Origin of the sequence: Pseudomonas sp. L-22-4S-12 (assembly GCF_009799935.1) — a bacterium.
Lineage (GTDB): Bacteria > Pseudomonadota > Gammaproteobacteria > Pseudomonadales > Pseudomonadaceae > Aquipseudomonas.
In genome coordinates, this window is record NZ_WELL01000008.1 from 127,524 (window position 1) to 152,768 (window position 25,245).

General features: G+C 64.7%; 27 protein-coding genes. 9 read left to right on the top strand and 18 right to left on the bottom strand.

Annotated elements, in window-relative coordinates; translation table 11 throughout:
* Positions 1–28 precede the first annotated feature (28 nt).
* The 5 genes from F3I16_RS17970 to F3I16_RS17990 all read right to left on the bottom strand — a co-directional run bounded on the left by F3I16_RS17970 (position 29) and on the right by F3I16_RS17990 (position 3,280).
* Positions 29–583, bottom strand: a complete 555-nt coding sequence (locus F3I16_RS17970; protein WP_160494916.1) for a magnesium transporter — start codon at positions 581–583, stop codon at positions 29–31.
* 82 nt (positions 584–665) lie between these two features.
* Positions 666–1,688, bottom strand: a complete 1,023-nt coding sequence (locus tag F3I16_RS17975) for a GGDEF domain-containing protein (RefSeq protein WP_160494917.1) — start codon at positions 1,686–1,688, stop codon at positions 666–668.
* A 164-nt stretch (positions 1,689–1,852) separates the two neighbouring features.
* Positions 1,853–2,032: a hypothetical protein gene (locus F3I16_RS17980; protein WP_160490323.1), complete on the bottom strand. Its 180-nt coding sequence runs from the start codon at positions 2,030–2,032 to the stop codon at positions 1,853–1,855.
* 104 nt (positions 2,033–2,136) lie between these two features.
* On the bottom strand, positions 2,137–2,346 hold the full coding sequence (locus F3I16_RS17985; protein WP_160490324.1) for a cold-shock protein: 210 nt from the start codon (positions 2,344–2,346) through the stop codon (positions 2,137–2,139).
* 229 nt (positions 2,347–2,575) lie between these two features.
* The gene (locus F3I16_RS17990; protein ID WP_160494918.1) at positions 2,576–3,280 is read right to left on the bottom strand and encodes an endonuclease; all 705 of its coding nucleotides are present in this window, start codon (positions 3,278–3,280) and stop codon (positions 2,576–2,578) included.
* 243 nt (positions 3,281–3,523) lie between these two features.
* Here F3I16_RS17990 and F3I16_RS17995 point away from each other — a divergent pair, with 243 nt between their 5' ends.
* The 4 genes from F3I16_RS17995 (at position 3,524) to F3I16_RS18010 (ending at position 8,468) form a co-directional block, all read left to right on the top strand.
* Positions 3,524–4,315: a PP2C family serine/threonine-protein phosphatase gene (locus tag F3I16_RS17995; RefSeq protein ID WP_160494919.1), complete on the top strand. Its 792-nt coding sequence runs from the start codon at positions 3,524–3,526 to the stop codon at positions 4,313–4,315.
* Between the two features lie 20 nt (positions 4,316–4,335).
* Complete coding sequence (locus F3I16_RS18000) at positions 4,336–6,066, top strand: serine/threonine-protein kinase (protein WP_160494920.1); 1,731 nt, start codon at positions 4,336–4,338, stop codon at positions 6,064–6,066.
* Between the two features lie 25 nt (positions 6,067–6,091).
* Positions 6,092–6,949 (top strand): FHA domain-containing protein, encoded by an 858-nt coding sequence (locus F3I16_RS18005; RefSeq protein ID WP_160494921.1) that lies wholly within the window; start codon positions 6,092–6,094, stop codon positions 6,947–6,949.
* 208 nt (positions 6,950–7,157) lie between these two features.
* A complete protein-coding gene (locus F3I16_RS18010) occupies positions 7,158–8,468 on the top strand; it encodes a phospholipase (RefSeq protein WP_372239649.1) in 1,311 nt (436 codons plus the stop codon).
* A 9-nt stretch (positions 8,469–8,477) separates the two neighbouring features.
* Here the strand turns inward: F3I16_RS18010 and F3I16_RS18015 are convergent, their stop codons facing one another.
* From F3I16_RS18015 to F3I16_RS18040, 7 genes are all read right to left on the bottom strand, one after another.
* Positions 8,478–9,353 (bottom strand): hypothetical protein, encoded by an 876-nt coding sequence (locus tag F3I16_RS18015; protein ID WP_160494922.1) that lies wholly within the window; start codon positions 9,351–9,353, stop codon positions 8,478–8,480.
* 276 nt (positions 9,354–9,629) lie between these two features.
* Positions 9,630–9,965: a DUF2025 family protein gene (locus tag F3I16_RS18020; protein WP_160494923.1), complete on the bottom strand. Its 336-nt coding sequence runs from the start codon at positions 9,963–9,965 to the stop codon at positions 9,630–9,632.
* Positions 9,966–10,231: 266 nt separating this feature from the next.
* Positions 10,232–10,420 (bottom strand): hypothetical protein, encoded by a 189-nt coding sequence (locus F3I16_RS18025; protein WP_160080919.1) that lies wholly within the window; start codon positions 10,418–10,420, stop codon positions 10,232–10,234.
* Between the two features lie 9 nt (positions 10,421–10,429).
* Entirely contained in the window at positions 10,430–11,131 is a 702-nt protein-coding gene (locus F3I16_RS18030) for a YebC/PmpR family DNA-binding transcriptional regulator (RefSeq protein WP_160494924.1), read from the bottom strand.
* Between the two features lie 208 nt (positions 11,132–11,339).
* A complete protein-coding gene (locus F3I16_RS21245) occupies positions 11,340–11,471 on the bottom strand; it encodes a hypothetical protein (RefSeq protein ID WP_256670220.1) in 132 nt (43 codons plus the stop codon).
* A 199-nt stretch (positions 11,472–11,670) separates the two neighbouring features.
* Positions 11,671–11,871 carry a hypothetical protein gene (locus tag F3I16_RS18035; protein WP_160494925.1) on the bottom strand — a complete coding sequence of 67 codons (201 nt, stop codon included), beginning with the start codon at positions 11,869–11,871 and terminating at the stop codon, positions 11,671–11,673.
* A 15-nt stretch (positions 11,872–11,886) separates the two neighbouring features.
* Entirely contained in the window at positions 11,887–12,069 is a 183-nt protein-coding gene (locus F3I16_RS18040; protein WP_160494926.1) for a hypothetical protein, read from the bottom strand.
* Positions 12,070–12,210: 141 nt separating this feature from the next.
* Between F3I16_RS18040 and F3I16_RS18045 the strand changes: the two genes are divergently transcribed.
* Positions 12,211–12,972, top strand: a complete 762-nt coding sequence (locus F3I16_RS18045) for a YoaK family protein (protein ID WP_160494927.1) — start codon at positions 12,211–12,213, stop codon at positions 12,970–12,972.
* A 43-nt stretch (positions 12,973–13,015) separates the two neighbouring features.
* Here the strand turns inward: F3I16_RS18045 and F3I16_RS18050 are convergent, their stop codons facing one another.
* Positions 13,016–13,297: a peptidylprolyl isomerase gene (locus tag F3I16_RS18050; protein ID WP_160080911.1), complete on the bottom strand. Its 282-nt coding sequence runs from the start codon at positions 13,295–13,297 to the stop codon at positions 13,016–13,018.
* A 207-nt stretch (positions 13,298–13,504) separates the two neighbouring features.
* On the opposite strand from F3I16_RS18050, the gene F3I16_RS18055 reads away from it, so the two are divergent.
* Together F3I16_RS18055 and F3I16_RS18060 are read left to right on the top strand one after the other, a co-directional pair.
* Positions 13,505–14,356: a CAP domain-containing protein gene (locus tag F3I16_RS18055; RefSeq protein WP_160494928.1), complete on the top strand. Its 852-nt coding sequence runs from the start codon at positions 13,505–13,507 to the stop codon at positions 14,354–14,356.
* Positions 14,357–14,490: 134 nt separating this feature from the next.
* Positions 14,491–15,153 carry a twin-arginine translocation pathway signal protein gene (locus F3I16_RS18060; RefSeq protein ID WP_160494929.1) on the top strand — a complete coding sequence of 221 codons (663 nt, stop codon included), beginning with the start codon at positions 14,491–14,493 and terminating at the stop codon, positions 15,151–15,153.
* 150 nt (positions 15,154–15,303) lie between these two features.
* Here the strand turns inward: F3I16_RS18060 and F3I16_RS18065 are convergent, their stop codons facing one another.
* A complete protein-coding gene (locus F3I16_RS18065; RefSeq protein ID WP_160494930.1) occupies positions 15,304–15,996 on the bottom strand; it encodes a GNAT family N-acetyltransferase in 693 nt (230 codons plus the stop codon).
* Between the two features lie 300 nt (positions 15,997–16,296).
* On the opposite strand from F3I16_RS18065, the gene F3I16_RS18070 reads away from it, so the two are divergent.
* Positions 16,297–16,437 carry a lmo0937 family membrane protein gene (locus F3I16_RS18070; protein ID WP_256670223.1) on the top strand — a complete coding sequence of 47 codons (141 nt, stop codon included), beginning with the start codon at positions 16,297–16,299 and terminating at the stop codon, positions 16,435–16,437.
* Between the two features lie 210 nt (positions 16,438–16,647).
* On the top strand, positions 16,648–16,944 hold the full coding sequence (locus F3I16_RS18075) for a hypothetical protein (protein WP_160494932.1): 297 nt from the start codon (positions 16,648–16,650) through the stop codon (positions 16,942–16,944).
* Between the two features lie 173 nt (positions 16,945–17,117).
* On the opposite strand, the gene F3I16_RS18080 is transcribed toward F3I16_RS18075, so the two are convergent.
* The 4 genes from F3I16_RS18080 to F3I16_RS18095 form a co-directional block, all read right to left on the bottom strand.
* Positions 17,118–17,573, bottom strand: coding sequence for a hypothetical protein (locus tag F3I16_RS18080; RefSeq protein WP_160494933.1), 456 nt, complete (start codon positions 17,571–17,573; stop codon positions 17,118–17,120).
* 1,233 nt (positions 17,574–18,806) lie between these two features.
* A complete protein-coding gene (locus F3I16_RS18085; RefSeq protein WP_160494934.1) occupies positions 18,807–20,117 on the bottom strand; it encodes a hypothetical protein in 1,311 nt (436 codons plus the stop codon).
* Positions 20,118–20,178: 61 nt separating this feature from the next.
* Positions 20,179–21,423 carry a ribonucleotide-diphosphate reductase subunit beta gene (locus F3I16_RS18090; protein WP_160494935.1) on the bottom strand — a complete coding sequence of 415 codons (1,245 nt, stop codon included), beginning with the start codon at positions 21,421–21,423 and terminating at the stop codon, positions 20,179–20,181.
* A gap of 353 nt (positions 21,424–21,776) precedes the next feature.
* Positions 21,777–24,659, bottom strand: a complete 2,883-nt coding sequence (locus F3I16_RS18095; RefSeq protein ID WP_160494936.1) for a ribonucleoside-diphosphate reductase subunit alpha — start codon at positions 24,657–24,659, stop codon at positions 21,777–21,779.
* Positions 24,660–25,245: the final 586 nt, after the last annotated feature.

A 25,245-nucleotide genomic window follows, 5' to 3' on the forward strand; every position in this document is an offset into this window, starting at 1 on the left:
GTACAGGGGCAGCGCGCTCGCTGCCCGCTCAGATCATGCGACGGAACTGATGCCAGCGGCGTTGCACGCTGACCGCCCAGTCCGGTGTCGCTTCCCCGGTGCCGGCCAGCTCCAGGCGCGGATGGTGGGCGATGACCTGGTTGAGGATCGGCTCCTGACCAGGTTTCACGTCGACAAAGAACAGGTGCTTGCCTTCGTGCAGCCTGTCGGCAAAGCGGCGGAACGCGCTGTTGGGTTGCTGCATGCCGAGCAGGCTGCCTTCCCAGACGCAGAAGCCGACCAGTACCACCGCCAGGAACACGAAGGGTGTCCAGCCGGCAGGGCTCTCGGCCCAGCCGTTGAGCCAGGCCAGTAGGATCACCAGGGCCGCCAGGGCGAGGCCTATCAGGCTGGCAACTTGGCCGGAATGGACCACGTCCTGTTTCATGAGCGATGGCACATCGTGCAACTGGTGCTGCTCGACGTCGGCATCCTGCTCGCTCAGGACATGGATCTGTTCGGTGCTGATGCCGCTGGCTTCCAGCTCGTTTTCGAGCTTTTCCAGCTCATCCAGGTTATCGCTGATGTAGTAATGCCGATTCATGGCACACCTCCCATCTTGCAGTGGTGAGCCCCCAGTCAGTTCAGGTGACCGCGACGGGTCTATCGACAGTGTAGTTGTGTGCTCAGGGCAGCGGTTGCGGGCTGCCGAGCGGCTGCGGCGCTTCGATGATGCATCTGTCGCGGCCGGAACTCTTGGCCTGGTACAGGCACTGGTCGGTGCGCTGCAGCCAGCTGCTCCAGCTTTCGTCGCGGCGCAGGGTGGTGCCGCCGATGGAGACCGTCACCGCTCCGCCTGGCCCGCGCAAGGATTGCCGCACCCGTTGCAGCAGATGATTGGCGGCGGCTTGCAGGCCTTCGGTTGTGCTGTCCGGCAGGAGCAGGAGGAATTCTTCGCCGCCGAAGCGGAACAGGCGATCCTCCTGGCGCGAGCAGGATTTGATCAGTTCGACGAAGTCGATCAGTACCTGGTCGCCGGCCGGGTGGCCGAACTGGTCGTTGATCTGCTTGAAGTGGTCCAGGTCCATCGCCAGTGCGCCGTAGTCCTTGCCGTGGCGGCGCTTGCTGGATACGGCGATCTTCATTTCCTCATCCATCGCCCGCCGATTGCGTGTGCCGGTGAGCGGGTCGCTGGTGGCCAGGATCTGCAACTGGTCGCGCTGGCTGCTGGTGCGATAGGCGAAGATGAAGGTGAGGATGCCGGCCACCGTGTTGGTGACCAGGAAGGAGATCATCTGGTAGTGGCTCTCGAACACGCTACCCGGCACCCAGAGCGCGTGGCCGACCAGGCTGGTCAGGATCAGCAGTGTGGCCACGATGGCCTTGCCGGGGGAAACCATGAAGAAGTTGAAGAGGATCAGCGGGTAGAGCCAGAACAGGCCGTTGACCCCCAGGTTGATGGCGATCAGGGTCGAGCCCACCGAAAAGATGCTTGCCAGGTAGATGCCGGGTTTCACCGTGTCGCCGGTGCGCCAGGCATAGAGCACGGCCAGTATGGTGGAGGCGACGAACACCGAATCGGCGATGCCGACCAGATAGTTGCCGTGCATCAGGCGATAAAACGCGTAAGGCGTGATGCCCAGTACGCCGATCAAGCCCATCAGAGAGATGATGGACAGCTGGAAGTCTTTCCTGAGTCGCTTGAACATCAGCGATAGTCCCTGGCCTGTGGCTCTTTTTATCGTTTTCTGACGACAGGATGCAGAGCTTTGCCGAGGCGGGCAAGGGCGATGTTGGGCGAGGTGCCAGTATTGCCGCCAAAGTGCCGCGCGTGTGCGGGCCGTGGCGGTTGCTGGCTATTCGGCCGGCAAGATTATTTCTTGCTGATGGTGATGTGACGGCTGGGGGTGAGCGACTGACCGCTGACGCCTTTGGCGATCTGCTGGATCTCGCCACCGGACTTGAGGAATGCGGCGATCTGGGCTTCGATGGATTCGTGGGTTTCCACGGCCGGTTGCGGCTTGGGTTTCTGGCTGGATCCTTTGACTCGCATGGTGGCTCCCCTTCGAGGAAATCGGTGGCGCACGCTGGGTGCGGATGAAATGGCAGGGATAAAAAAACCGGCCCGTGGGCCGGTTTTCGTGACGCGTCGAGTAATTAGATTACTTGAACGTCGTCAGCTTGCATGCCTTTCTGACCTTTTACAGCCACGAAGGAGACCTTTTGGCCTTCCTGCAGGCTTTTGAAGCCAGCGCTCTGGATCGAGCGGTAGTGTACAAACAGGTCGGCGCCGCTTTCCGGGGTGATGAAGCCGAAGCCTTTTTCATCGTTGAACCACTTGACGGTGCCAGTTTGACGTTCGGACATGGGATGTCTCCTTGAACAAAGTGAACATGACACTGGAACAGCCCAGGCCATGACTGAGTGCAAAGAGTAAAGAAACCGATGGAAGGTTGGATCGAGATCTAAACAAGTCGATTTGCGGTGACACATGCAACACAGTCCGAACAACTTACAGGTATAACGGCCAATCGCCTAGTCATTTCTTCACTTTCTGCTAAGCGGGGTGGCGTTGCCGCGCCTTGGTCGATCGGTCTCAGGGGCGGGGTGCCTGGCAGTGGCGCGGATCGGTCGGGCCGACATGGGGGTTGCTCCAGCCCATCACGCAGGCCAGCCGCTGGTTGCGCTGGCGCTCCCAGTCCTGCACCGGGTACTGCTTGTGCCAGGCCTCGAACAGGCGCCGGTCCTGCTTCGACAGACGCAGGCCGTAGCGCTCGCTCATGTAGAAGTAGGTGCGGGCGATCATGCCGCGGACCTTGGCCCTGGGCATCGCCTTGCGTGCCTTGAAGTCGACCACCATTGGGCAGGCGCCGTATTGGCCGGGTTGCTGGGGCAGCCAGGCAAAGCTGTAGTTGCTGCGATCGCCGTTCACCTCGCCGATGCTCGGCACCAGGTTGAACAGGTCGGCCTCGGCGCGCTGATAGGTGCGGTCGTTACTCGCGCAGTTGCGCCGTCCGCCTTGTTGCCAGCAGCGCCGCTGGTGGCCGATGACCCAGGCCGGGACTATGTGTTCCCACTCGATGCGGGCGGCGCGTTGCGCGTTTTTGCGCGGTACATAGCCACAGCTGGCCAGGTCGACCTGCTTGCCGCTGTAGCGGCAGCCGCAGTAGAACTCCACCGATTGGCGGGCATATAGCTGCCAGGCGACTTTCTTCGCCTCGGCAAAGGTGCGCGGTGGTGCGGCGGGGCTGGTGACGGGCAGGGCAAGGGCAAGCAGCAGAGCGATACAACGCCAGGGCATGGATACGGCATCCCTAAAAAAGCGCGGCATCATACCGCTCTGGCGGACTTTGCCAAGGCGGGGTTAAACGCCCATTTCTCCCGGGCATGGCACCCTGGTGCGTGCCGCCAACGGGTGCGGCAGCGCGGCGGCATCAATCTCGACTGCTTAACACTTTCTTGGGAAACTTTTGCGTCTGGCTGACAGCCGCTTGCGGCGGTCGCATCATGCGCGGGAGTCCCTTCACGAGATGATTTCGTAGCCATGTCCATTACGCACACCGAGCAGTCCCTGGGCTTCGCCGCGCAAAGCGTGGCCGGCCAGGTGCGTGCGCATAACGAAGATGCCGTGCTGTGTTGCCCCGAATTGGGCCTGTGGGCCGTCGCCGATGGCATGGGCGGCCATCAGTGTGGCGAGGTGGCCAGCGCCCTGGCCCTGCAGGTCCTGCGCGAGGCCGTTGCCGCGGGCGAGAACCTGGTGGCGGCCACACAGGCGGCCAATGCCGCGATCATGGCGGCCGGCCAGGCCGAGGGCGGGCGGCGCATGGGCACCACCCTGGTGGCCTTGCGTTTCGACGGCGCCGACTTCGAGCTGGCCTGGGTCGGCGATAGCCGGGCCTACCGGGTCAGCGCCGAGCATATCGAGCAGCTCAGTCGGGATCACAGCTGGGTGCAGCTGATGATCGATGCCGGCGAGATGACCAGCGAGCAGGCGCGTACCCATCCGCGGCGCAATATCGTCATCCAGTGCCTGGGGCAGAGCGAGCAGGAGCTGACGGTCGGCCAGCTGCACGGCACCCTGGCCGCCGGCGAGCTGTTGCTGCTGTGCAGCGACGGCCTCAGCGGCGAACTGAGCGATGCGCAGATCCAGCAGCTGTGCGCCGAGGCGGCGACCCTCGACGAGCTGGTCGAACAGCTGATAGGGCTGGCCAATCGGCTGGGCGGCAAGGACAATATCTCCTGTATCGTGCTCGGCCTGAATGCGCCGCAATCGCCGGCGATCGCTGCCAAACCCCGGAGCTTCCTCAGCAGATGGCTGAGTCCCCGCAAGCCTTGAACACTTCGACAAGACATTCGATGAGCAACCATTTGCTAGAGATACCCGGCTACCGTGTGCATGGCCAGCTGGGCAAGGGGGGGATGGCCGAGGTCTACCTGGCCACCCAGGAATCACTGCACCGCAAGGTCGCGATCAAGGTGCTGCTCAGCGCCGACGACCAGACCTTCAGCCAACGCTTCACCCAGGAAGCGCACATCGTCGCCTCGCTCAACCACCCGGCGATCATCACCATCTATGACATCGACCGCCTGGCCGACGGGCGCTACTACCTGGCCATGGAGTTTCTCCCCGGCGGCGACCTGACCCGGCACAAGGGCGAGATCTTCCCCGTCGAGCGCGCCCTGGCCATCGTCCGCCAGGTCGCCAGCGGCCTGGCCGTGGTGCACGACAAGGGCCTGGTGCACCGTGACGTGAAACCGGCCAACATCCTTTTTCGCGCCGATGGCTCGGTGGTGCTGACCGACTTCGGCGTGGCCAAGGACCTCGACATCGACAGCGAGCTGACCCAGTTCGGCATCGCCGTCGGCAGCCCCGCCTACAGCAGCCCGGAGCAGGCGCAGTGCCAGGCGCTGGACGCTCGCAGCGACATCTACAGCCTCGGCGTGATCCTGCTGGAGATGCTCACCGGCAGCAATCCCTACCGCGGCGGCAACTACACCCAGACCGTGGTCAACCATGTACAGATGGCGCCGCCCGAGCTGCCGGAGGCGCTGGCGGCCTTGCGCCCGTTGCTGGCACGCATGCTGGCGAAGAACCCGGGCGAGCGCTTTGCCGACTGCCACGAGCTGCTGGCCGCGCTCGATGCGCTCGGGCAGAGCGAGGTGCAGCAGACCCGGCTGCGCCCCGCACACAAGGTCGCGCCGGCCGGCCTGGCGCCTGGCGCCGCGGCCAAGCCCGAGGCGCCGGTCAGGCCGCGCCGTTCGGCGATGCCGCTGCTGGTGGGGCTCAGCGTGCTGGTGCTGATCGGCACCCTGACCTTCGCCACCCTGTACCTCAAGGAGCGGAGGCAGATCGAGGCGCTGCTCGCCTCGGCCGAGCAGCGCTTCGCCAGCGGGCAGCTGAACGAGCCGCAGCAGGACAGTGCCGAGCACTACTTCAGCCAGGTCCTGCGCGTCGATGCCGACAACGAAGCGGCGTTGGCCGGCCTGCTGCGGGTCAAGGAGGCGCGCATCGCCGCCTTGCTCGGCCAGGGCGAGCAGCGCCTGCGCGAGGGGCTGCTGACCGCCCCGGCCGATGACAGCGCCGACTTCTACTTCCGCCAGGCCCTGGCGCTGGACGAACAGCATGCGGCGACGCTGCAGGCCTTGCAGCGCCTGCTCGAGGCGCGCATCGCCGGCTACCTGGAACGGGCCGAGCAGAGCATCGCCGACAAGCGCCTGTTGCTGCCGGAGGACGACAGCGCGGTGTACTACTACCAGCAGATCCTCGGCTGGGCGCCGGGCCACGAACAGGCCCTGGCCGGTCTGAACCGGGTGGCCATGCTCTATCGCGACCTGGCCAATGCCTCCTACCGGCGCAGCGATTTCCCCGCGGCCCTGGCCATGATCGAGCGCGGCCTGCAGGTCGAACCGGAAAATCCCGAGCTGCTCAAGATGCGTAATGAACACCAGCAACTGTTAAGCTCCGCGCGCGCTGCGCGGGCCCGCGCCAGCGAGGCGGCCGAGCGCGATCAGCGGGCCGCCGAGCAGAAGGCGCAGCAAGAGGGCAATCCGCTCAAGCGCGCGTGGAACAATCTTTTTGGCGAGTGAGCGCCATTTCGACAGGATTTAGACGATGCTCAAGCTGCATTTCAAGGACAGTCGGCAAGCCCCCATCTGGCTGGTCGAGGAGCGTTTCACCGTCGGCCAGGATCGGCGCAACAACCTGGTGCTGGCCGATAGCGGCATCCATGGTTTCCATGCCGAGATCCGCCAGGAAAACGGCCTCTACTATGTCAGCGACTGCGACAGCACCAGCGGCACCTTCGTCAACGATGAGCGCGTCAGCCACCGCTACCAGTTGCGCAGCGACGACACCCTGCGCCTGGGCGAGGTCGAGCTGCAGCTGAGCGACCCGGCCAAGGCCAAGCCGCGCAGCGAGGGCGGGCAGCGCTGGTTCCTGCAGGTGCTCAAGGGCGAGAACGAAGGCAAGAAGTACCATGTCAGCGGTTCGATGACCTTTGGCCGCTCGGTGAAATGCGAGCTGTGCTTCAGCGATGCCGAGCTGTCGCGGAGGCACTGCGAGTTCTTCCTCAAGGACGACGTGCTTGAGGTCAAGGACCTGGCCTCGGCCAATGGCGTGCTGGTCAATGGCGAGAAGGCCAATACCCGGGTGCTGCAGCCCGGCGACCAGGTGCGCATGGGCTCGGTGCTGTTGCTGGTGATCGGCCCCAAGGTCGAGGTGCAGCAGGCCGAAGACGAGGATGCCACGCTGTTCATGCGCGCCGTCGATCTGCCCAAGCCGGCCGCCAGCAAGCCGCTCAACGCGGCCCAGCCGGCCACTGCCAACCCGCTGCGCGCCGCGGCCCAGGCCAGTGCCGCGCCCGTCGTGGCCGCGGCGCCGAGCCACAGCGGCCTGAGTCCGCTGCAGGTCGGCCTGCTGGCCCTGGCGGCCTTTGCCGCGGGCCTGCTGGTCGCCAGCCTGCTGTTCTGAGGTTCTGAACCCGCTCGCCGCCGCAGCGGCGGGCGCCGCGCACCAGGACGCCGACGGCACTGAACAGCACTCACTCCATGCGCGCACTCGCGCCCGGCCCGCAGGTGGCCGGATCCGTGCATGTGCCTGGCGTCTTGTGTCCGTGCGGCGGCCGGCCGCCGGGGTTAGGCTGGCCTGCCGCAGACCGCCGCCAAGTAGTGGAGTGAGAGTGAAGCCGTTCGCCCTGTTGTCCTGTGCCTGGCTCCTCGCCAGCCTGCCGTTGGCCGCCCACGCCTGGTCCAATCATTCCCTCGGCAGCCTGCTGGCGCTGCGTGGCATGCCTGAACTGGCGGCCGAGGTGCCGGCCGAGCCGCTGGAGGCCTTCTTGCTCGACCAGGCGCCGGCCATCGAGCGCCTGCTCGACCAGCAGGAGAGCTTTGCCCGCGAACATTTCCCCGGCTACCCGGCGCGCCCGGACAACCTGCGCTGGCTGGCTGCCGGCCTCAAGGAACCGCGCCAGGCCTTCCTGCGGGCGCTGCGGATCAACCCCGAGGTGCGCCTGGCGAGTTTCATCCAGCAGCTGCCGGGGCAGGATGCCGGCGGCCGGCGCCGCCTGCTCAGCCAGGATGTGCTGGTGTTCCACAAGATCGGCCCGTGGAGCCACTGGCGCTACCTGGAGCTGCAGCCGGGCGAGGCGGTCAGCGCCCTGCAGGTGCTGGCCAGCGCCGCCGACGAGCCAGACTATGGCCACGACATCAACCTGTTCCGCGACAACCCGGGAACGGCCGGCCAGGACTACAACTTCGGCGAGCAACCGTTCGGCGATGCGCGCTTCGAGTATTCCTCGCAGGCGCCTTTCCATATCGGCTACTACCACGAGTCCGAGCTGATCTTCACCGCCGCGCCGTACCTGGCGCGGACCCTGCCGCACTGGCGGATCTACCAGTACAGCGGCCTGGCCCGCCTGGCGTTCGCCAGTGGCCACCCGTACTGGGGCTACCGCTTCCTCGGCTGGGCCCTGCACTACCTGCAGGACCTGACCCAGCCCTATCACGCCCGCGTGCTGCCGGGCGTGGGCACCGGTGACATGGTGCTGATTGCCGCAAAGGCCGAGGCCGGCTACCCGGAGGACCGCGAGGCCGCGATCCAGCGCGTGGCCGACCGGCATACCGCCATCGAGCACTACCAGCTCGAGCGCATGCAGCTGCTGATGCACGACGGCCCGGCCGATCACCCGTTGCTGGCGGCCTACGCCGACCTGCGCCAGGATGCCGGCTCCCCGGCCGTGGGGCCGGACTACGCGGTGCAGGTGGTGGCTGCCGAGTCCCAGGCGCGCGCCGATCAGCTGGATCAGCTGATCGGCCTGTGGCTGGCGCGCCAGGCCGCCAGTCAGGGCTTCAGCGCCGGCAACCAGCTGGCCAGCGCCAATGACCCGGCCATGGAGCAACTGCTGGTGGAGTTGTTCCGCAACTTCGGCACGCATAGCCGCCAGGCCGTGCGCGCCAGCCTGCCAGAGGTATCCGCCAGCCGGCAGCCCTGAACGGCGCGTCTAGAGGCGTGGCTGCCGTAGGTCGTCTGGGCGGAACCACAGCTCGCGCCGCTGCAGGGGCGTGGCCGCCGGCAGCAGCGGATTGCGCAGCTCGATCAGCCGGCGCCGGGCGAAGTCGACGCGCCCCAGGCTGGCGCCGTAATGCTGCAGGAACAGGTGGTCGAACGAGCCGTCGGCCAGCGCCCGTTCCAGGCCGCGTTCCACGGTTTCGGCCAGCAGCGGGTTGCGCGGCGAGAAGAAGAAATACAGGGCGGTGGGGTAGTGCAGGAGCAGGTGGCGGTCGATGGTGATGGCCGCTTCCTGGTTGTGCTCGGCCTCGTCCCAGATCTCGATGACCGCCCGCGGAAAGTAGTCGAAGCGCCTGGCATCGAGCATGCGGAACAGGCTGTCGTAGCTGGAGGTGACCTCCACCGGCAGGCCGTTGTAGCGCAGGATCTGCGTGTCCGGCCAGTCGTGGCCCTGGCCGGCGCGCCAGCCCTGCAGGTCGGCGAGCTGGCGCACATGGCGCAGCAGCAGGGGGCGGTCCTGGCGCAGCAGGGCGATGCGCCAGCCATACAGGCCCTTGTCCAGCGGAATGCGTACCGGCAGCAGGTGTCGTTCGCGTTCCGCGCTGGTCATGCTCCAGACCACGTCGACCACGCCGCCTTCCTCGAGGCTGACCAGCGCGCGTTGCTGTTCCATCGGCTGCTCCGATGGCTGCAGGCGCAGGGGGCTGCCGGCCTTGTCCAGGGCCTGCTGCAGCTGGGCCAGGGCATAGGCCTGGCGGTACTCCTCGCCGTCGGGCGCACGCGGGTAGCGCAGCAGCTCGTCCGCCACGGCCTGGAGTGGCGCCAGCAGCAGAAGCAATAGCCAGCCGTAGAGCGCTGTTGCGTGCATCGATTGCAGTCCTTTCAATCGCTCGGGTGCCGTGTCGCGCCCGGTTCTGGAGCGAGCATTATGCCAGCCCCGCCGGAGCGCCGTGACAGCGTGCGCACGGGCCGGCTTGGCCATGGCGTGCCGGCGTGCGAGCTGGCGGCGCGATTGGCCCCCGGCGTGGGAGCGGCTTCAGCCGTGGCTGTGGCGCTGCGGTTCGCGGCTGAAGCCGCTCCTACGTGGCGCGCAGGCGCTGAGCCTGGCTGCGCCCGGCGAGCGGCGCCTGTGCGCGGGTTCCGCTCAGGCCGGCGGCCTGGGCAGCACGCGGCGTTCGGCGCTGATTTCCGGCAGGTCGCTGCGCCGCAGGTAGACATGCAGCGCCTCGGCGAGGTGCAGGCGGTCGTCGATGTTCTGCGCAACCAGCAGCTGCAGGCGTTCGCGGCTGAGGCTCATGATGCCGCCGGGCAGTGGCGTCCAGACGAACTCGCTGGTGGGGGTGATGCTCTCGCCCGGTACGTCGAGGCCGAAGGAGTCCTCGCTGAAACGCACGATGTGCCGGCCGGTCTTCTCGTTGAAGCCGACGAAGCCCTGCAGGGCGTCGGCCGCGGCGCAGATGCTGGCGGAAGTGATGCTCATGGGTAAACCTCAGGCGGGCGCCGGATGGCGGCGGTGGTCGGGTCTACACGCAAGGGGGAGGGGTGGGCTCGTGGGCCGCACACGCGTTATGCCGCGCATTGTTGCGGGGTGGCGCTGGCCGCGTCTTGTCGGAGATCAATGTTCGTGGGCGCCTGAGAATCAGTCGCGACTATCGGCAGGGCAGGCGGATGGCCGTAGGGGGCGCCCTGCGCACCACGTCACCCGCAAAGGGCCTCGGTGCGCACGGCACAGCCTGCGAGAACGGTTCAGCCGGCGCTTTGCCGTTCCAGCTCGCGGCGCACCATGCTGGCGTATTCCGGCGGGGACAACTGGTAGAGCTGGCTGGCCACCCAGTCCAGCCAGCGCGGGCCGAGGGCCTCGCGCTGTTGCAGCAGGCGCCGGGCTTCGAGCTCGGCACGCGCGGCATGCTGCTGGTGGTACTGGCTGCGGCTCACGCCTGAGGCTTAGCCGGAGAGGCCGACGTAGACGTTCTGCACGTCGTCGTGGTTGTCGAGGGCTTCGAGGAAGGCTTCGACTTCTTCCATCTGCGCGTCGCTCAGGCCGCTGACCGGGTTCTTCGGGATGTAGCCGATCTTCGCCGAGTTGACGGTGAAACCCTGCTCCGGCAGAGCCTTGCACACGGCGTCGAGGTCGGTCAGTTCGGTGACGAACAGGGTGTTGCCCTCATCGGACGGCTCGAAGTCCTGGGCGCCGGCTTCGATGGCGGCCAGTTCCGGATCGGCGCCGCTGTCGGAGGAGGCTTCGATCATGCCGACGTGGTTGAAGTCCCAGGTCACCGAACCGGAGGCGCCCATCTGGCCCTTGCGGAACAGCACGCGGATTTCCGCCACGGTGCGGTTCAGGTTGTCGGTCAGGCATTCGACGATCACCGGTACCTGGTGCGGGGCGAAGCCTTCGTAGGTGGTGCGCTCGAAGTTGACGGTCTCGCCGAGCAGGCCGGCGCCTTTCTTGATCGCGCGCTCCAGGGTGTCCTTGGGCATCGAGGCTTTCTTGGCCGCGTGCACGGCAACGCGCAGCTTGGCGTTGGTGTCCGGGTCGGCGCCGTTGCGTGCGGCGACCATGATTTCCTTGACCAGACGGCCGAAGATCTTGCCCCTGGCGTTGGCTGCGGCTTCTTTAGGTTTGGCTTTCCACTGTGCGCCCATGGCGGTTCTCTCGCTTGCTGCAGATGGAGAGTCGCGCGTCGGGCTGGACAGCCGGCGCGATGACTCGAAACAGGCGGCAGATTCTAGCCGGTCGCGCCGCGCTAGGCACTAGGTGCGCGCAGCCGGGCTGATGGACGAGGCGGGTGGAGCGGCGAAAACGCGGGCGCCACGGCAGCCTGGGCGAACATGCTGCCGTGGCGGGTGGGGCTCAGTGAGTAGCGGCGTGGCTGCCGAGCAGGGTGCCGCCGTGCTTCTTGTCCCGCTTGGCCGCGCGTTTTTCGTGGGCGGTTTTCAGCGGCTTTTTCTTCGCCTCTTTGTGCGAGTCCATGCTCTTGCTCATGATCGATACCTCAGGCGTAGGGGATTGAATTGCACACAAATGCTGAGTGTTCGCGGGTCACCGTCACCTCCCAGGCTGCCTGAGCCTGCCTTGCGCTAAATCGTTCATGCTCCATCCAGCATAGCCGCTGCCCGGCAAGCGTCGCGGGCACTCGTCGCCGCGCTGGCAACGCCGGTGGTTTTCCGGCGGCAACAGCCTTTTAGACCACGCTGCCTAGCGTCAGCAGCGGCAGGTACAGGGTCGCGATCAGCAGCACGACCAGCAGCCAGCTCAGGGCCGAGGCCCACAGCAGGCCGATATGCGTGCAGCGTTCGCGCAGCATGGCCCAGCTCAACAACCAGGCCAGTTGATGGACCAGGGCGCTGCGCAGGATGTTCCAGGCCAGTTGCTGGTGCTCCATCAGCAGGCGGGTCGCTTACGGCAGGTTGACGCCGAAGCTGGCGAACAGCTCGGCGAAATCCCCCAGGCTGTACCAGAAGGCGCCGGCCAGGGCGCCGGCAGCCAGCAGCGATAGGCTGTGCAGCAGCAGTTTGATCAGCGGCAGCGGTGCGCGGGTGACGCCGGGCGTGGTTGGGTTGGCGGGGGCGTTGCCGGGCATGGGGTTGTTCTTCCGTGATGAGCGAGGGCGCAGTGTCCATGCAAATCCGGGCCCTGGGTAGCGCCCCGGCAGCCGGGTGCATCGGATATGCTTGGCCCGCTGCACGGCCCCGTATTCCCGTTTCGCAACAGGTAGAGCCCTATGCCGATCCACTACGCCAGACGCTTGGTCGGGCGCAAACGCACACCGGATGCCAATCGCCACCTGGGCTTCGTGCTGGCCTTCGTCGCGGGGGCGATCAACGCCGGCGGTTTCCTCGCGGTGCAGCAGTACACCTCGCACATGACCGGCATCGTCTCGTCGATGGCCGACAACCTGGTGCTCGGCGCCTACGACCTGGTGCTCAACGGCGCCGGCGGGCTGCTGTCCTTCCTGCTCGGGGCGATCTGCTCGGCGATCATGGTCAACTATTCGCGGCGCCGCCGCCGGCATGCCGAGTTCGCCATGCCGCTGCTGCTGGAGGCCTTCCTGCTGCTGTGCTTCGGCCTGCTGGGCAGCCGCCTGGCCGATGTGCAGGGGCTGTTCGTGCCGGTCACGGTGATGCTGCTGTGCTTCATCATGGGCCTGCAGAATGCGCTGATCACCAAGCTGTCCAAGGCCGAAATCCGCACCACGCACATCACCGGCATCGTCACCGACATCGGCATCGAGCTGGGCAAGCTGCTGTACTGGAACCGCTCGCCGGTGCCGGAAAAACTGCGGGTGGCGGTAAACAAGGCGCGCCTGCTGGTGCTTGGCGTGCTGGCGCTGAGCTTCTTCTGCGGCGGGGTTGCCGGCGCGTTCGGCTTCAAGTACCTCGGCTATATCGCCACCTTGCCGCTGGCCCTGGTGCTGGTGACCCTGGCGATCGTGCCGGCGCTGGATGACCTGGCGCTGATGCTGCGGCGCTGGCGGCGACGCTGAGGGGCGCCGGAGGTCCCCACGGTGGGCGTGGGGACGCTGTGGATCAGTCCTGGCGGCTGGTCACTTCCAGCAGGTGGTAGCCGAACTGGGTTTTCACCGGGCCCTGCACCACGTTGAGCGGCGCGCTGAACACCACGGTGTCGAATTCCTTGACCATCTGCCCCGGGCCGAAGGAGCCGAGGTCGCCGCCCTGGCGGCTGGACGGGCAGGTGGAGTTGTCTTTGGCGACCTGGGCGAAGTCGGCACCGGCTTCGATCGCGGCTTTCAGTTCGTTGCACTTGGCTTCAGTGGCAACCAGGATATGACGGGCAGTGGCGCGGGCCATGGGGTGTTACTCCTTGTTGAGAAGGTGCAGAGCCTAGCGCAATTGCCCGGCGTGCGCATACCGGGTGGCGGAGCGGCGCCTGCCCGGCGGACGGCGGGCGCGGTGCTGGCGAACCGGGCGCGGCTCTGGCGATAAATCTGCCCCCGCCGGGCTCCGCACAGGCGCGAAATCGCGCATCATGGGCGCAGTCTGCCGGGGGAGCCGTTCATGCGTGTGAGGTCATTCATTTTGCGTTTCGCCACCTTGTCGCTGGGCCTGCTGGGCGTCGCCACGGCCGGCGCGGCCGAGGAGGCGCAGCTGATCGAGTCGATCAACGCCTACCGCAGCCAGGTGCAGCGCTGCGCCGGCCAGGCCTCGGCGGAGCTGCCGCCGCTGGCCGCCGATCCGCGCCTGGTGCTGCCGGCCAGTGGCGGCACCGACCTGCAGGCCTCGCTGGCGCGGGCCAGCTACCCGATGGTCAACGTGCAGGCCATCAGCCTGTCCGGCCCGCGCGATGCGCAGGCGGCCATGCAGGCGCTGCGCGAGAGCTTCTGCCAGGTCGTGCTCGACCCGCAGTTCGTCGATATCGGCGTCAGCCGCCTGGACCGCGACTGGCGCATCGTCCTGGCGCGGCCGCTGCTGGGCGGGCGCCTCGGCGACTGGCAGGCGGAGGGGCAGAAGCTGCTGGAACAGATCAACGCCGCCCGCGCCCAGGCGCGCCAGTGCGGCAGCCAGTCCTTCGGCGCCGCGCCTCCGCTGGCCTGGAACGCCACGCTGGGGGCGACGGCCGAGGGCCACAGCCGGGCGATGGCCAACGGCAACTTCTTCGACCACCGCGACCGCGACGGCCGCACCCCGGGCGACCGCGCCGAGCTGGCCGGCTACGGCGGCCAGCGCATCGGCGAGAACATCGCCGCCGGGCTGGACGCCACGCGCAAGGTGGTCGACGGCTGGCTGGCCAGCCCCGGCCACTGCGCCAACCTGATGGCCCCGCAGTTCAGCGAATTGGGCGCGGCCTATGCGGTCGACCCGAAAAGCGATGCGGGGATCTACTGGACGGCGCTGTTTGGCGCGCCGTGAACCCGGGGGCTGAGCAAGAGCAGTCCGGTTCGCCGGCAGCCGAACGGTCGGTCGCTTCACCCCGGCGGGGCTAGTCTTGTGGGAGGCGTTCCGTCAGGGCGAGGCCGGCGCGCGAATCCGGCCGGGAGGCGACTATGGCCACCAGGCCTGCGGTGGGCGCGGGTGTTTCCCGGCGCCATTTCCTGCAGGGTTCGGCGCTGCTGTTGGGGGGCGGATTGCTGGCCCGCCCCGGCTTGGCCGGTGCCCTGTGTCGACCCACGCGGGCCGATATCCTCGGCCCCTACTACCGCTTCGGCGCGCCCTTTCTGGCCTCCCTGGCCGGGGCCGGAGAGCCCGGCGAGCGTCTGGTGGTCACCGGTCGGGTACTCAGTGCCGACTGCCGCACGCCGCTGCCCAATGCGCTGGTCGAGGTCTGGCAGGCCAACAGCCAGGGGCTGTATGACACCCAGACCCCGGGCAACTTCACCGACCGTGGCCAGTTCCATCTGCGCGGCATGCTTTATACCGATGGACAGGGCCGCTACCGCATCGAAACGGTGCTGCCCGGCCGTTACCCGGTGCCGTCGAACCTGCCGAGGCTGGAGCGCTATGCTGGCATCACCCGGCCGGCGCATATCCACTTCCGGGTGATGGAGTCGCTGCATGTGCCGGTGACCCTGCAGCTGTATTTCGCCGGCGATCCCTACATTCCCAAGGACCCCTGGGCGCAGACGCATCCGGACAACGTGATCGAACTCAAGAGCGAGGCCGTCGGGCGCAGCGGGGTGTTCGACATAGTGTTGGCGCGGGGGCTCTAGCAGGCTGTTGAAAAACGTTAGCGAGGCAGCCAGCGCAAGGCAAAAACAGGCGAAAAAGCGCAGTTTACGAGTTGTAAATGAGCATTTTGAGCCTGTTTTTAACGCCGCGATGGCAACGCAGGTAGTTTTTCAACAGCCTGCTAGCCCGGCTCAGTGCAGGGCCGAGCGCCGCCGTTCGGCGACCAGCGCCTGGGCCTGCCGGGCCATCTGGTCGAGCAGGCGGTCACGCTTTTTTTCCGCCTCGCCCATGGCCTTCTTGCCGTGCTGCTGCACCAGGTAGGCGTGGATCTGGCGGACTTCCTTGGACTGGAAGATCGGGGCCAGGTCCTGCACCGCGACCATGCCGTCCGAGCTGTGGTCCCGGGTGTTCATCAGCACCTGCGGCCCGCGTGCGGCCAGCACCCGAAAACCCATGGCCTCGAAGATCGGCATCTTGCTCGCCACGCAGGCCAGTTCGGCATGGGGGGGGCGGGTGATCATCTGCTGCAGCATGGCGCGGGCGATGCCGTGGCGGCGCTGGCTGGCCTGCACGGCCAGGTAGGCCAGGGTGCAGGCCTCGGCGTCGTCCGGGCTCGGCAGGTACAGGGCAAAGCCCAGCACCCGCGACGGGTCCTGATCGTCCAGGGCCAGGATCAGCCGGGCGCTGCTGTCCGGGCTGCTGCCCATGGCCTGCAGGTACAGGTGCACTTCGTAGCCGATCACGTACTGGTACAGCTGGTAGAGCGGGTTGCTGGGCGTCAGCGACACCGGGCTGATGTCGCTGAAGTAGTCCACCACCATCTGCAGAATCTGGCTTTTCAGCGACTCGGGCGGTGGGTTGTCCAGCTGTACAAGGGTGAACATCGAAAGTCTGGCTCCGGGCATCGGTAATGGCGGCATTGTAACGCCCGCGCGGGTGATCGTTACCCCGCTCGCGTGGGAATGCAGCCACAGTGACGCTCCGCGTCACGCAGCCCAGCGGTCTGCCCCGCGCAGGCGTAGGGTGGGAAACCGCGGGCGTTCGCCAGCGTGGATATCCGGCTACTTGCAGCGCAGCAGCGGTCAGCGGGTGTTCGCTACCGAACAGACCAGGGGCCACTGCTGCGCACAATCTGGCTACAGGCAGATGCGAGCCGGACACTGATTGGAGATACAGACATGCTCATGACTATCGCGATTATCTTGTTAGTCCTGTGGGCGCTGGGACTGGTTTCGTCCTACACCCTGGGTGGGCTCATCCACATCCTCCTAGTCGTGGCGATCGTGGTGTTTCTGATCCAGTTCCTTCAAGGGCGCCGGGGGTGATGCGCACTGCACCTTGAGCCGCTGGATGGTCTTGCGCGGGCAGCGGATGCTGCTCGATGCCGGCCCGGGCGGCTGCTCAGTGGCTCGTCACGGGTGGCCCGTCATGGGCTCGGCGTATAGAAATGACCCAGCCGCTCAGGCTGCTTCTCGCGACTATTCCCGGCCCTAGCGTTTGCCCTGTACCGCACTCACAGCGCAGGAGATTCATAGATGGCTACTCACGTTACCCACTTCATGGCCGACGGGCATCTGGCCTGCGGCCGCCACGGCGACACATTGACCTCCACCACGGAAGTGGCGCGGGTGAAATGTCGCAACTGCCGTGGCACCGAAGCCTTCCAGGAGGCTCGTAGAATCGGCCGCAACGCGGCGCGCAGAGCCGCGCGGCAAGCCGTCAAGGCCTCTCACGAAGCATGCAAGTGGCGCGGCGCCTGGCTGCAGAGGCTCACCGACATGCCGGGGCTGCAGCGCCTGCCCAGAGGGTTCAAAGGCCAACCTTACGTCTAGCAACTCTGATTGCTCCCACGCTCCTGCGTGGGAGCAATCCCGCGCCGCTCTGCGGAGTCTGGCGTGCAGCTGCTGGCCGGTGGACGCCGGAGCGTTGAAGGCTGCATGCCCACGCAGCGCGTGGGGTGGGAAATTGCGAGGCGTTTTCCGCCGTGGATATCCGGGCTACCGGCTCAGATGAACTGCTTGGGTGCGCTGGCGATGCGCTGGTACTTGCGCAGCTGGCGGCGGCTGTTGCGGATGTCCAGCAGGAAGATCTCGGCGGTGCGCCAGACCATCATCCATGCGGTGACGGTGACCACGCCCACCGGGATGGTGCCCTCGATGCCCAGGGCGGTGGCCGCCAGCACCAGGGCGATCGCCAGCGCCAGCAACGCCAGCCCGGCCAGGCGCTGGGCGTTCATATCGCCATGCAGCTGTTCGCTCTTTTGCGCAAAGGTATTGGCGATGGCCTGCTGCAGGCGTTCGCGCTCCTCCGCCGGGCAGCTGACCTGCAGGCTCAGCTCGCGCTGGTAGCCCGCCTCGTCCTGCAGGTAGTCCGCCAGTTCGGGGCACAGCTTGGGCTTGTTGTCGGCGGTGAAAGGCTGCAGGTAATCCCCCCGGATCACCAGATCGATCTTCTGGACCATGCCGGCCCTCCTGCATTCAGTGCGTTGTTCGTATGGCGGCACGGTCGCGGGCATCTTCAGCCGATGGCTGCTCGCGGCCTTGTCCTCTGGGAGCCTAGCCGTGGATGCCGCGGCTCGTTGCAGGTTTTGAGCGTTCCCGCGCGCAGCGGGGGAGTGGTCGATCGTGATCCGGCTACTTGCTGGACACCCTTGTGGTGCGTTGGCTTTGTGGCCCTGAGTGCAAGCGCGGCGCTTTCCTCTGCTTCCGGCTACAGATTTCGCCTCGCACGGCGAGTCCCTTTTGGCAAACGCCCCAAAAGGAACCAAAAGGTCTGCGCCCCTGCATCCGGCCCCGCCTGCGGCGGGGTTCCCTCACTCCATCATTGCTCCAGGGGCCCGCCGCGAAGGGCCATCCCTGGCCCATCGTGGCTCTCGCGACATCCATGTCGCTCAACCCCTTACGCAACGATTCCGTTCGGCCTCCTGAAAGGGGCGATTGGCGTTGCCTGAAGGTTTCGCATGTTTTTTCGTGGGAGCGGCTTCAGCCGCGATAGTCAGCAGCTGGGGGCTGCCCGCATCGCGGCTAAAGCCGCTCCTACAAAAGCGGCGCTCTGCTGTACCTGTTGCCTGAAGGGTTCGCGTGTTCTTCGTGGGAGCGGCTTCAGCCGCGATAGCCAGCAACTGCGGTGCCGCCCGCATCGCGGCTAAAGCCGCTCCTACAAAAGCTGCACTCTGCTCTACCTGTTCCCACCGAGAGAACCATCAAGCAACGCGGAGCCCGAACCCCGTCAGGAGGCCGAGTGGAGGTGCTGTGGAGAGGGGCATTTGGCATGGATGCCAAATGAGGAGCGATGGGCCAGGGATGGCCCTTCGTGACGACCCTCGGAACAGCGCCGGAGCGAGGGAAGTTTCGCGCAGCGAAACCCGGATGTCGGGCGCGCTTTCTCTTTGGTTACTTTCTCTTTGCGCGTGCAAAGAGAAAGTGACTCGCCGTGCAGGGCGAAATCTGTAGCCGGAAGCCGAGGAAAGTGTGGCGATATAAAACAGACGGTTTGGCCGAGATGAAGGGGATAGAAAATAAATCTGTCCCCTTTTCCCTGAGGGAGGGAAGTCTGGCGGCGAAGCCGCCAGACCCGGATGTCGGGGTGCCCTTCTCTTTGGTTACTTTCTCTTGGGCAAACAAGAGAAAGTGACTCGCCGTAAGGGTAAAGCTAGTAGAAGAGGCGGCGGAGAAAATAAGTCTGTGCCCCTGTTTTATTGTGCGCCAATGCGACTAAAACCAGTCCTCTTATAGTTTACTATCCAACCGCGAGAAGTAATGCCGATGGTTTTTCTTCGGTTGTCAGTCTCGTCCACGGCGCTCTCTATTAAATTTGCATCTTCTAATGAGCGGAGGTGGGGGCGCATCGCTTGGTTGCTTTCAAAACCATATTCTTCATATTGACTTGGAGATGTATTGCCGCCGGCGAGTGCAAGTTTTGTGAAAACTTCCCATGCTCTGCCTCCTACTCCAGTGGTGTCTTCCTCGTAAAGTTCGGCAAGCCCGTTCATCCAAGATTCTATTAATCGTGATGGGCTTTCCCTGATTGCATCTAGAGCACTATTTTCTACTGCCCAGAAAGAGAAGTCCTCGCTGTATTTCATTGCGTTGCGAAGATTGCTTCCGCCTATGCGATATAGATGGGAAAAACCTTCGGAGTTGACTGTTACTGTTACATCTGAGGAGAGCGCAAAAACACCAAGACGCTCAGATATCAGGCGCTCGATCTGATCCTCAGCTATTGGGTTGATGATGAGGGGCTCGGCAAGCACTCCTTGTAAACGGGGGGAGGATGCAACACTCCTTGTGATGCCTCTTGCACCACATAAAACCCATCGAAGCCCTTTGACGCCTAGAACCTCATCTCGAATGCCTTCCAGTAAAGCTCGGGCGTTTTTTGAGGTCTCAAGCAGCTCAAGGTTGTCGATAGTGCAAATGAATCCCCCGGTGGCATTAGTTGGAAAGCACTCTCGTAGCCAAGTAAGAACGGTTGTGATAAAGCCGTCTTCACTAAAGCCTGATGATGTGTTCGCCGTAGTGCCTTGAGTTGCGGTGAGCCCGCCAAGCGGACTGGTGAAGCCCCCGCCTCTTGAGTTAAAAGTCGGGGCGTTTAGCCACTGATCAATGCGCTCTACGTCAGGTACATTTAAGCCGCGCTCTTTGAGTGCGTTGTGATTGTCTAGGAAAGACTGAGCTACTCTGAGTAAAACTCTTCGCTTGAATGACGCGGTCGTATCATCGGTGGTTAGCTGAAAAGGCTCTGAAATTGGTAGGAGGGCTTGCTGTGAGTTACCCTCTAGGAAGTCCTTTTTAAGCAAAAAGCCTGCAACAGCGACGAGGCTGGTTTTACCAACTCCATTAGGGCCTTCAACGGTGGGGTGAGTGTCTGATGATCTCAAATAAGTGGTTAGCCGTTGAAGCTCTTTTTCCCTTCCGATGAGTAATTTTACGCCTTGCTCATCCCCTTGGATTGGACGGGGGCTATATGGGTTGTCAGAGAACCCCAAATCATTCCATAGACTCATGATGCATGTCCTTTAGCTATGTATGGCTGCCCCCATTTAGGGTATCGCCTGCTGTTATTCGTTAATCCCAGCTCAACGCCCCACCAGTCTGATACTCAATAACCCGCGTCTCGAAGAAGTTCTTCTCCTTCTTCAGGTCCATGATCTCCGACATCCACGGGAACGGGTTGCTGGTGCCCGGATATTCTTCCTTCAGGCCGATCTGGGTCAGGCGGCGGTTGGCGATGAACTTGAGGTAGTCCTCCATCATCGCCGCGTTCATGCCCAGTACGCCGCGCGGCATGGTGTCACGCGCGTATTCGATCTCCAGCTGGGTGCCCTGCAGGATCATCTGGGTCGCTTCGTCCTTCATCGCGGCATCCCACAGGTGCGGGTTCTCGATCTTGATCTGGTTGATCACGTCGATGCCGAAGTTCAGGTGCATGGATTCGTCGCGCAGGATGTACTGGAACTGCTCGGCCACGCCGGTCATCTTGTTGCGGCGGCCCATGGAGAGGATCTGGGTGAAGCCGCAGTAGAAGAAGATGCCTTCCAGCACGCAGTAGTAGGCGATCAGGTTGCGCAGCAGTTCCTTGTCGGTCTCCACCGTGCCGGTGTTGAACATCGGGTCGGAGATCGAGCGGGTGTACTTCAGGCCCCAGGAGGCCTTCTTCGCCACGCTCGGGATCTCGTGGTACATGTTGAAGATCTCGCCTTCATCCATGCCCAGCGATTCGATGCAGTACTGGTAGGCGTGGGTGTGGATCGCTTCCTCGAAGGCCTGGCGCAGGATGTACTGGCGGCACTCGGGGTTGGTGATCAGGCGGTACACGGCCAGGGCCAGGTTGTTGGCCACCAGGCTGTCGGCGGTGGAGAAGAAGCCGAGGTTGCGCTTGACGATGCGGCGCTCGTCTTCGGACAGGCCGTCCTTGCTCTTCCACAGGGCAATGTCGGCGTTCATGTTCACTTCCTGCGGCATCCAGTGGTTGGCGCAACCATCCAGATACTTCTGCCAGGCCCAGTCGTACTTGAAGGGTACGAGCTGGTTGAGGTCGGCGCGGGCGTTGATCATCTGCTTGTCGCCGACGTGTACGCGGGCGCTGGTGCCTTCCAGTTCGTCCAGGCCTTCCTGGATGTCGAGGGCGTCCAGGGCCTTCTTGGCGCGGGCCACGGCCTCGGAGTCGTCGGCCGATACGGCGCGGGCTTCCTCGACGGAGCCGGCGGCGTCGTTGTCCAGTTGATCGAGAGCGGCGCCGACTACGGGGGCGGCGGGCATGGCGGCGGCTTCTGCGCCGTCTTCCTTATCGAATTCGTCCCAGCTGAGCATGGTGGTCTCCTGCTTGGTCATCGGGCCGGTGTGCGGCCTGTATGAATGTCCAGTAATTCGGATTATGTTCCGTTGCGGTGTGCACGCAAGGGCTAAACAGTGCCACCCGACTGGTGGCGCCCAGGCCCGCGGGGCGGGCGAGGGGAGATGTTCTTGGGGCTGTGCCCCGGTCCCCGTAAGGGGAAACCGAGCTGCTTTAGCTTCTAACCTCGGCAACTCGGTGCAAGCGCGAAGCTGAGCGAGTGAGCGCTAGGCGCCTGGCTGGTCCGAGCCCCTGAGCGTGCTAGTGCACGTGATGGGGGCGGACCTGCCGGGCAACAACGCGGGCGCCGCTCAGATGCGCGCGACTTTCCTCACTGACAAGCTTCGCAGTCGGGTTGGTCGATGGCGCAGGCCTTCGGCACCGGTGCCGGACCGGCCGGGGCGGCGAAGCTGCCCTCGTCGATCGCACCACTGGACACGGCGTTGAGCTTGCCGGTGTTGATGGTGGATTTCTCGGTGCTGGTGGCGGCCAGGGCACGGAGGTAGTAGGTGGTTTTCAGACCACGGTACCAGGCCATGCGGTAGGTCACGTCCAGCTTCTTGCCCGAGGCGCCGGCGATGTACAGGTTCAGCGACTGGGCCTGGTCGATCCACTTCTGGCGGCGGCTGGCGGCGTCGACGATCCACTTGGTTTCCACTTCGAACGCGGTGGCGTACAGGTCCTTGAGGTCCTGCGGAATGCGCTCGATCTGCTGCACGGAACCGTCGTAGTACTTCAGGTCGTTGACCATGACGCTGTCCCACAGGCCGCGGTTCTTCAGGTCGCGCACCAGGTAGGGGTTGATCACGGTGAATTCGCCGGAGAGGTTCGATTTCACGTACAGGTTCTGGTAGGTCGGCTCGATCGACTGCGACACGCCAATGATGTTGGAGATGGTCGCGGTCGGCGCGATGGCCATGATGTTGGAGTTGCGGATGCCCTTCTTCACGCGCTCGCGCAGCGGGGCCCAGTCCAGCGACTCGGACAGGTCGACGTCGATGTACTTCTGGCCACGGGCCTCGATCAGGATCTGCTGGGAGTCCAGCGGCAGGATGCCCTTGGACCACAGCGAGCCGTCGAAGGTGGAGTAGGCGCCACGCTCGTCGGCCAGGTCACAGGAGGCCTGAATGGCGTAGTAGCTGATCGCTTCCATCGACTTGTCGGCGAACTCGATGGCCGCGTCGGAGCCGTAGGCGATGTGCTGCAGGTACAGGGCGTCCTGGAAGCCCATCAGGCCGAGGCCGACCGGACGGTGCTTGAGGTTGGAGTTGCGCGCCTGCGGTACCGAGTAGTAGTTGATGTCGATGACGTTATCGAGCATGCGCACGGCGGTCTTCACGGTGCGGCCGAGCTTCTCGGTGTCCAGCTTGCCGTCGACGATGTGGTTGACCATGTTGATCGAGCCCAGGTTGCAGACTGCGATCTCGTCCTTGTTGGTGTTCAGGGTGATCTCGGTGCACAGGTTCGAGCTGTGCACCACGCCCACGTGCTGCTGCGGGCTGCGCAGGTTGCACGGGTCCTTGAAGGTCAGCCACGGGTGGCCGGTTTCGAACAGCATGGACAGCATCTTGCGCCACAGGTCCTTGGCGGCGATGGTCTTGAATACCTTGATCTTGCCGTAGCCAGACAGGGCTTCGTAGTACTCGTAGCGCTCTTCGAAGGCCTTGCCGGTCAGGTCGTGCAGGTCCGGTACTTCGGACGGGCTGAACAGGGTCCAGGGGCCGTCGTCGAACACGCGCTTCATGAACAGGTCGGGAATCCAGTTCGCGGTGTTCATGTCGTGGGTGCGGCGGCGGTCGTCACCGGTGTTCTTGCGCAGCTCGAGGAATTCCTCGATGTCCAGGTGCCAGGTTTCCAGGTAGGCGCACACGGCGCCCTTGCGCTTGCCGCCCTGGTTGACGGCCACGGCGGTGTCGTTGACCACTTTGAGGAAGGGCACGACGCCCTGGCTCTTGCCGTTGGTGCCCTTGATGTAGGAACCCAGCGCGCGCACCGGGGTCCAGTCGTTGCCCAGGCCGCCGGCGAATTTGCTCAGCATTGCGTTGTCGTGGATGGCGCCGTAGATGCCCGACAGGTCGTCCGGCACGGTGGTCAGGTAGCACGAGGACAGCTGCGGACGCAGGGTGCCGGCGTTGAACAGGGTCGGGGTCGACGCCATGTAGTCGAAGGACGACAGCAGGTTGTAGAACTCGATGGCGCGGTCTTCGCGGTTGTTCGGCTCTTCGATGGCCAGGCCCATGGCCACGCGCATGAAGAACACCTGCGGCAGTTCGAAACGCACGCCGTCCTTGTGGATGAAGTAGCGGTCGTACAGGGTCTGCAGGCCCAGGTAGGTGAACTGCTGGTCGCGCTCGTGGTTGATGGCGGCGCCCAGTTTCTCCAGGTCGTAGCTCTTGAGCTTGGCGTCGATCAGCTCGAACTCGGAACCCTTCTCGACGTAGGCCGGCAGGGCCTTGGCGTAGAGCTCGGCCATTTCGTGGTGGGTGGCGCTGCTGGCGATGCCGAGGAAGCCCAGGGCTTCGGCGCGGATGTTGTCCATCAGCAGGCGGGCGGTGACGTAGGAGTAGTTCGGCTCGCGCTCGACCAGGGTACGGGCGGTCATCACCAGGGCGGTGTTGACGTCCTTCTCGGCCACGCCGTCGTACAGGTTCTTCAGGGTCTCGGACTCGATCAGCGCGCCGTCGACTTCGGCCAGGCCTTCGCAGGCCTCGCGGATGATGGTCTGCAGGCGGCCCATGTCCAGCGGCTGCACGCTGCCGTCGGCCTTGGTGACGCGGATGCTCGGGTGCGGCTGGGCCACTTCGTCGCTGGCGCTCTTGCGCTTGACGGCCTGGGCCTCGCGGTAGATCACGTAGTCGCGGGCGACCTTCTGCTCGCCGGCGCGCATCAGGGCCAGTTCGACCTGATCCTGGATCTCTTCGATATGGATGGTGCCGCCGGACGGCATGCGGCGCTTGAAGGTGGCGGTGACCTGCTCGGTCAGGCGCGCCACGGTCTCATGGATACGCGACGAGGCGGCAGCGGTGCCGCCCTCTACAGCGAGGAACGCCTTGGTGATGGCGACGGTGATCTTGTCGTCGGTATACGGCACCACGGTGCCGTTACGCTTGATCACGCGCAGCTGGCCGGGCGCGGTGGCAGCCAGATCCTGGGCGGCATCTGTGGCTTGCGGCGCGGCGGCCTGCGGGTTCTCGCGAGAGGTGTCGGTTTGCATGGAGGTCTCCGTGTTTTTCTTAATTTTAGTTGGGCGCTGAGCAGTGGATCGCTGCGCCGTACCGCCGTTCATTCCATTTCAACAACGCCACGCGGACGGCGGTGAGGCCGGGCGCGCGGGACTTGCAAACTGGGCAGGGAAGGTACGACCAAGCGCCTTCCTGGCTCTTCAAGTCTTGTGTCGGCGATATGGCCGGCACCACTAGATGTTGTGGCAGACCCGCCGAGGCGGCCTGCACGGATCAGGACACCCTCGCTCTGCTGGCGGTACAGGGTCCTGCTCTGGATCGGTGGAGCTCAAGCGCCCATCTAAGCCTGGATTTGCACTTTTTCAGTTCAGGGAGTGGACTGTTTCGGGGCAAATGTGCTTGGGTGATTCTTTGTGCGAAAACCCAACATGTAGGTGTTTGTCGCGCTGGGGATACAAGATAGTGCGGTGATTGGGCGAAGGCAAGCCGAGAAAAGCGGCCCGCCTGTGGATAAATCTGTGGGTTACTTTGGGGTAAGTTTCGCCAAGCCCCGCAGTTGCTGGGATTCTCCCCGCTACACCGTTCGTCGTGGCAGACGGCGCTTTTTTGCCGTCCCTG

What these genes read in the sequence shown, in the direction of transcription:
- F3I16_RS17970 (WP_160494916.1), bottom strand. Translation starts at nt 583, where the DNA reads ATGAATCGGCATTACTACATCAGCGATAACCTGGATGAGCTGGAAAAG.
- F3I16_RS17975 (WP_160494917.1), bottom strand. Translation starts at nt 1,688, where the DNA reads ATGTTCAAGCGACTCAGGAAAGACTTCCAGCTGTCCATCATCTCTCTG.
- F3I16_RS17980 (WP_160490323.1), bottom strand. Translation starts at nt 2,032, where the DNA reads ATGCGAGTCAAAGGATCCAGCCAGAAACCCAAGCCGCAACCGGCCGTG.
- F3I16_RS17985 (WP_160490324.1), bottom strand. Translation starts at nt 2,346, where the DNA reads ATGTCCGAACGTCAAACTGGCACCGTCAAGTGGTTCAACGATGAAAAA.
- F3I16_RS17990 (WP_160494918.1), bottom strand. Translation starts at nt 3,280, where the DNA reads ATGCCCTGGCGTTGTATCGCTCTGCTGCTTGCCCTTGCCCTGCCCGTC.
- F3I16_RS17995 (WP_160494919.1), top strand. Translation starts at nt 3,524, where the DNA reads ATGTCCATTACGCACACCGAGCAGTCCCTGGGCTTCGCCGCGCAAAGC.
- F3I16_RS18000 (WP_160494920.1), top strand. Translation starts at nt 4,336, where the DNA reads ATGAGCAACCATTTGCTAGAGATACCCGGCTACCGTGTGCATGGCCAG.
- F3I16_RS18005 (WP_160494921.1), top strand. Translation starts at nt 6,092, where the DNA reads ATGCTCAAGCTGCATTTCAAGGACAGTCGGCAAGCCCCCATCTGGCTG.
- F3I16_RS18015 (WP_160494922.1), bottom strand. Translation starts at nt 9,353, where the DNA reads ATGCACGCAACAGCGCTCTACGGCTGGCTATTGCTTCTGCTGCTGGCG.
- F3I16_RS18020 (WP_160494923.1), bottom strand. Translation starts at nt 9,965, where the DNA reads ATGAGCATCACTTCCGCCAGCATCTGCGCCGCGGCCGACGCCCTGCAG.
- F3I16_RS18030 (WP_160494924.1), bottom strand. Translation starts at nt 11,131, where the DNA reads ATGGGCGCACAGTGGAAAGCCAAACCTAAAGAAGCCGCAGCCAACGCC.
- F3I16_RS21245 (WP_256670220.1), bottom strand. Translation starts at nt 11,471, where the DNA reads ATGAGCAAGAGCATGGACTCGCACAAAGAGGCGAAGAAAAAGCCGCTG.
- F3I16_RS18035 (WP_160494925.1), bottom strand. Translation starts at nt 11,871, where the DNA reads ATGGAGCACCAGCAACTGGCCTGGAACATCCTGCGCAGCGCCCTGGTC.
- F3I16_RS18040 (WP_160494926.1), bottom strand. Translation starts at nt 12,069, where the DNA reads ATGCCCGGCAACGCCCCCGCCAACCCAACCACGCCCGGCGTCACCCGC.
- F3I16_RS18045 (WP_160494927.1), top strand. Translation starts at nt 12,211, where the DNA reads ATGCCGATCCACTACGCCAGACGCTTGGTCGGGCGCAAACGCACACCG.
- F3I16_RS18050 (WP_160080911.1), bottom strand. Translation starts at nt 13,297, where the DNA reads ATGGCCCGCGCCACTGCCCGTCATATCCTGGTTGCCACTGAAGCCAAG.
- F3I16_RS18055 (WP_160494928.1), top strand. Translation starts at nt 13,505, where the DNA reads ATGCGTGTGAGGTCATTCATTTTGCGTTTCGCCACCTTGTCGCTGGGC.
- F3I16_RS18060 (WP_160494929.1), top strand. Translation starts at nt 14,491, where the DNA reads ATGGCCACCAGGCCTGCGGTGGGCGCGGGTGTTTCCCGGCGCCATTTC.
- F3I16_RS18065 (WP_160494930.1), bottom strand. Translation starts at nt 15,996, where the DNA reads ATGTTCACCCTTGTACAGCTGGACAACCCACCGCCCGAGTCGCTGAAA.
- F3I16_RS18070 (WP_256670223.1), top strand. Translation starts at nt 16,297, where the DNA reads ATGACTATCGCGATTATCTTGTTAGTCCTGTGGGCGCTGGGACTGGTT.
- F3I16_RS18075 (WP_160494932.1), top strand. Translation starts at nt 16,648, where the DNA reads ATGGCTACTCACGTTACCCACTTCATGGCCGACGGGCATCTGGCCTGC.
- F3I16_RS18080 (WP_160494933.1), bottom strand. Translation starts at nt 17,573, where the DNA reads ATGGTCCAGAAGATCGATCTGGTGATCCGGGGGGATTACCTGCAGCCT.
- F3I16_RS18085 (WP_160494934.1), bottom strand. Translation starts at nt 20,117, where the DNA reads ATGAGTCTATGGAATGATTTGGGGTTCTCTGACAACCCATATAGCCCC.
- F3I16_RS18090 (WP_160494935.1), bottom strand. Translation starts at nt 21,423, where the DNA reads ATGCTCAGCTGGGACGAATTCGATAAGGAAGACGGCGCAGAAGCCGCC.
- F3I16_RS18095 (WP_160494936.1), bottom strand. Translation starts at nt 24,659, where the DNA reads ATGCAAACCGACACCTCTCGCGAGAACCCGCAGGCCGCCGCGCCGCAA.